Genomic DNA, 4970 nt, shown 5'->3' on the forward strand with positions numbered 1-4970 from the left:
CCTAGAGGCTGGATCAGTACCTACAAACGAATTGCAGAATATATAGGAATCCCGAATGGCGCGAGGGCAGTAGGTAACGCTCTTGCTCGAAACCCCTTTCCCATAATCATCCCATGTCATCGAGCGGTAAAAACTGACGGTAGTCTAGGGGGTTACCAAGGTGGCGTGAAAATGAAGCGGGTCTTGCTGGAAATGGAAGGAGTGAGATTTTCAGATAAAGGAAAAATCATAATGAATAGGGTCTATTATTGATTACATCAGTGTATTGCGTGAAATAATTGTTTAATGCCACTCAAGCATGATACACCTGAAGTTTAAACCATGATGGTAAGTTTTAGTCCCTGTTTTTCAAACATTTTCCACTCATCAAGTTGTTGCAACTTTATGGCTATATTTTGTGCTACTTCTCTTGGAGTTCCAGAATAATATTGCAGATTCAATAACCTTTGAGGTGCTCCCTCATTAAAATAAGGTACAATAACGTAAACCAAAATTGAAGGACTGTCGAATTTTAAAAACATGCCTTCGTTAAGAGGCAATTTTCCTCCAAAAAGATCATTATATAAATCCAGAATTGCGGTACGTATTAGCCCTAACTGTTCGCTTATCGTAATCATGTTTAGTTCATCAATAGTATATGATCTTTTCGAAAAAACAACGATTTCATTGTTTCTGCCTGGAACAGTTGATACAGAAAAGGCATCTGTTTCTGCAAAATTCCATGCCTCTTGTGAAAGGAATTCAGGTTTCGTTTCCTTTCCTGGAGGTAGTAGGCTAACGCCTGGTTGGCTATGAGCATGCAAAACTGTCGCACCCATTCTATCATTTGTGAATAAGGTTAGCCAACTTTCTTTTAACGACATCTCTGCATGCAATTGTAACTCAGTTTTTAGGGCGGAATAACGTTGCCAGCAACTTAGTGCACAATAGAAGAGATTTTCATGCTCAGTCATTGAAAAGTCATAAATTGTTTCTACATGACGTTTTAGTACTAAGATTTCTTGGATCATTTGCCATGGTTGAGGATTAATGAGAACTAAAAATCCTCTTTCAATAAAGTCTTTTTGTGTATCAATTGGAGCTGGTGATCGTTCTTGATGATCAGCTACCTGAATTAGGAAGGAATTTTCAGTTTCCGCAAGATCTAGATTACAAAATCGGCAATATTTCTTGTCTACGGTTTCAGTTCGTTTATTCCAAGTCTTAAACATGCTCATAAATGTCGAGGTCATTTTTCGTGGAGTATCATAGGCACCTCTTTGTGAAGAAATAAGTACGTTCTTGATTTTCTGGATACTACCAACTTTGACAACCTCTTTGCCTTCAATAATTTGAAGAAGTGGGAGATACTGGCTCTTGTTTGTCAGACTGTACCCTCCTCTTCCGTTAACTCCTCTCATATAATTTCACTCTGTTAAACAACCAAATTCCATCTCAAAGAAGACTTCTAATGAATCAAAAATATTGCGCGGGATTGATTTCATCTTCTCCAGGGATTTTAGCTTTTTCAAAGTGTTCTTTTGGTTTCGTTAAATCCCTTGTGGCGTCAATTCCTACCTTTGTTGTTAGCAAGGCATCCTGATCTCCTGACGGATCTAAACTCGAACCCCGGCATTTTGGGAGAATAAAAACATCTTCATCGGCCTGCATTCTTGTACAGATAGCCCATTCTACATCATTAATATCGTAAACGTTAATATCTTCATCAACTACAGTACAGATTTTTAGACTTGGATGCGCTGCAAATGCAGCAAATATAGCGTTCTTTGCATCTCCTTGTTTTTGTTTAGTTATGGATATGATAGCATGCAACCAGCCAGACCCACCCGCACTTAAATTGACTGCATGGACATCAGGAACAACATTTTTCGCGTATTCATAAATTTTTGCCTCTTTTGGAAAGCCCATTAATATTTTATGTTCCATACCACCCGGTAAGATTGTCTGAAACATTGCATCTTTCCTAAAAATCATATTGGTTATTTCTACTATTGGTTGCGATCGAGTTTCATCGTAAGTACCAGTGATATCAGTAAATGGTCCCTCAACAGTTTCATCTTGATGAATATAGCCCTCCAGAATGATTTCTGCATGACTTGGTACATCAATCTGAAGAGATGGTGTTGAAACCGTTTTTAGCGCATCATTCATTAAAGCGTTAGCAACACTCATTTCATCAAATTCAGAGGGGAGCGGTGTTGATGCACCAATATGCACCGCTGGGTGTAGCCCGATAGCTATCGCAATTGGTAATGATTGGTTTGACTCTTTTGCTAGTTGGTAAAATTTATAGAGATTGCGTGGCACTAATCGAATAGCAAGTTGTCTTTTATTGATCACCAGCATTCGATGAAATGAAGCATTTTGAACACCAGAAGTGGGACTCTTTGCAAAGACTAAAGACGCAGTTAGGTATGGTCCACGATCTTTCTCATAAAATGTAGGAATTGGCAAGCGTGAGAGATCCGGTGCATATTGCACTCTATCTTCTAACAAAGAGAAAGAAATTTTGTTTGGTACACGGGGAGATTTCGTTGCATTTATTATAGTATCATGAAGGGATTTCATATCTGTTTGAAGCGCCATACAAAGCGATTGTCTCGATGCACAAGTATTTCCGACTATCTTCATCTGATTTGCATCAATATTCTCAAAAATGATCGTCGATCCACCATCTAACTTTTTTAATAAAGCAGAAAGTTCATATTTGAGCGAAACAGGTTTATTGACCTTGATAAGACGTCCATTCGTTTCTTGCTCCCTTAAAAATGTACGTAAATCCATTTTTTTCGCACTCTCCTATGAGAAACCTTTTAGATAATTCCCCTATATATCTTTGAGTTTGGTAGTAGCAGTTTCGAGACAGCCTTGAACGGTATTCATCACAGAGTCAATATCACAGAAATGTGGTGTGTAGTTCGCAGCTTTCGCAGAACTTGTCATCATAGTTTTGATGCCTAACTGCTCAAGATATGCAACAACGATGCACGTATCACAAATTACTTTGGCGCCCGAGTTTTCAATTGTTTTTATCTCTTGTTGTGCACTTTTCTTTATTTCCTGAGAGGTACAAACCCATAATTTAAGATCATCTCTCACTTTTTTGTTTTGCAGATAGGCTGCAATTTCTTGTATTTCTTGAAGAGAGCAATGTGGGCATCCTATGAAAATTAAGTCTGGAACATTATCTGTTGTAGAGAGTTTATTTAGTTCATTATTCAATTCATCTTGTGATACAGTTATTTTCTCGCTATATTCTTTTACATCAATTTCTTTAGCTTCAGGTGTTATTCCAAGCATATGAAACATAGCAACCATTCCAGTCGAAGCAAGTCCAGCACCTAAGTACTTTAATTGATTATTTGTAGCGTTTCGAATACCTTGAAAGATTGGGATATTGTCCCGAGCTAATCGTCCTACATAAGTGCCGAGCATTCCAAATTCGGCATATTCTTTAGGTGGGTTTTCTACCTCAACTAGCAATTTAGGTTGACGCATTTCTGTGATATGTAATCCATAGTTTGCTGTCTTTCCAATAATTGCACTTGCTAATGCGCTTGGTCCGCCTTCACGATTGGTTCTTGCACCAATAACCGAATTTGTATAAACACACGCTGAGGATTCGGAAAATGCAATATGATCGCCAAGAGATAGATGAAAGTTTTCCAACACGTAGGGAGTACAACTCAATATAGGCTCAATGCTCAACTTTTCATACAGATGGATAATATACTTTTGCTTCTCAATGACGGTTTGCGAAAGAGACCAATTCTTGTAATCGTGAAGATCGAAACCAATGGGATTTAAAGTCGCTTTGACCGTAGCTCGTGCACCATTTTTTACTAAATCCTCTAAAAACGCGATTGGTGCATCACCAATAGTCTTGTAGGACGCACCTGAGATATGTGCAGCAGTTATGGGAATAAGTTTGTCTGCAGAAAAGATGTCTCCTAGCTTAACAACGATTTTCATTGCTAACTGGCGAGCGTAACCCTCTTCTCCATCAAGAATTCGTTCTTCTTTAGCAGTCAAAAACATATCTGACCCTGCCTTTTAGTCTAAAATTTTAATAATCCCTTGGTCCGCGTCAACTTCAACTGTCATTCCATCATGTAGTAGATCAATGTCTACATCAATAAGCATGGGTATCTCTCCAATAATTGCACCTACAACGACAACTGGATCGCCTATTCGATTAATTATGGCTTTTGGAGCTACATTATTCTTTGCAAGTGAATAAAGGACATAAGATCCAACAGTTGAGCCCTTCCCGTGTGGAAAAACAAGGATTGTGTCCTTAATAGATTTTCCTTCTAAATTATGGTTACGAGCGATCACAATTCCCGTTTTTGGGTTAACGCCACCAAGAAATGAGATAGTTTCTGATGAAAATAATATATCTCCTCTAACCTTGCCAGAAACTACGGGTTTGCCTGTAATAGAAGTTAATGGCATTTAATTAGCCTCAAAGGTAATTTCAATACACTCTTTTAGAGAATCAAGATAAAGATTAGTCCTTTCTAAACAATAAAAAGCTTAAGAATTAACCATTAAGAACCGAATCGTCTTTTTCTATGTTGGTAGGTTCTAATAGCTCGTAACAAATCAATTTCTCTAAACTCGGGCCAAAAAACATCTGCAAAGTACAATTCAGAATAAGCACTTTGCCAAAGAAGGAAACCACTGAGGCGTTCTTCTCCTGAGGTTCTGATGATCAGATCTGGATCTGGTATCCCAGACGTGTATAAAAATTGTTCAACTGTCTTTTCTGTGACCTCATCAGGCTCTATTTGCCCTTCCTCTATCAGTGAAGCAATATTTCTAAACGCATCAACTAGTTCGGCACGACCACCATAACCTATGGCGACATTAAGATAATGTTTATCATAATGTTTAGTAGCCTCTTCGGCTCTAGTTATTGATTCCTGTACACTCTTTGGGAGGTCTTTAACACGTCCAATAGCCTTAAC

Annotated in this window: 6 protein-coding genes; 1 reads left to right on the top strand and 5 read right to left on the bottom strand. The window is 38.2% G+C overall.

What is annotated here, in order from left to right; translation table 11 throughout:
* On the top strand, positions 1 to 252 hold a 252-nt coding region (locus QVB70_RS03000), incomplete at its 5' end, for an MGMT family protein (RefSeq protein WP_287583236.1).
* Between the two features lie 62 nt (positions 253 to 314).
* Here the strand turns inward: QVB70_RS03000 and QVB70_RS03005 are convergent.
* The 5 genes from QVB70_RS03005 to uppS form a co-directional block, all read right to left on the bottom strand.
* A complete protein-coding gene (locus QVB70_RS03005) occupies positions 315 to 1400 on the bottom strand; it encodes a hypothetical protein (RefSeq protein WP_287583238.1) in 1086 nt (361 codons plus the stop codon).
* Between the two features lie 55 nt (positions 1401 to 1455).
* Complete coding sequence (locus QVB70_RS03010; protein ID WP_287583239.1) at positions 1456 to 2784, bottom strand: UbiD family decarboxylase; 1329 nt, start codon at positions 2782 to 2784, stop codon at positions 1456 to 1458.
* A gap of 42 nt (positions 2785 to 2826) precedes the next feature.
* Positions 2827 to 4038, bottom strand: a complete 1212-nt coding sequence (locus QVB70_RS03015) for an aconitase X catalytic domain-containing protein (protein ID WP_287583241.1) — start codon at positions 4036 to 4038, stop codon at positions 2827 to 2829.
* Positions 4039 to 4053: 15 nt separating this feature from the next.
* The gene (locus QVB70_RS03020) at positions 4054 to 4455 is read right to left on the bottom strand and encodes a DUF126 domain-containing protein (protein ID WP_287583243.1); all 402 of its coding nucleotides are present in this window, start codon (positions 4453 to 4455) and stop codon (positions 4054 to 4056) included.
* Between the two features lie 95 nt (positions 4456 to 4550).
* Positions 4551 to 4970 (bottom strand): polyprenyl diphosphate synthase (uppS, locus tag QVB70_RS03025; protein ID WP_287583245.1); only part of this gene is annotated, 420 nt, incomplete at its 5' end.

It is taken from the genome of Candidatus Borrarchaeum sp., from assembly GCF_019058535.1.
GTDB lineage: Archaea > Asgardarchaeota > Sifarchaeia > Borrarchaeales > Borrarchaeaceae > Borrarchaeum > Borrarchaeum weybense.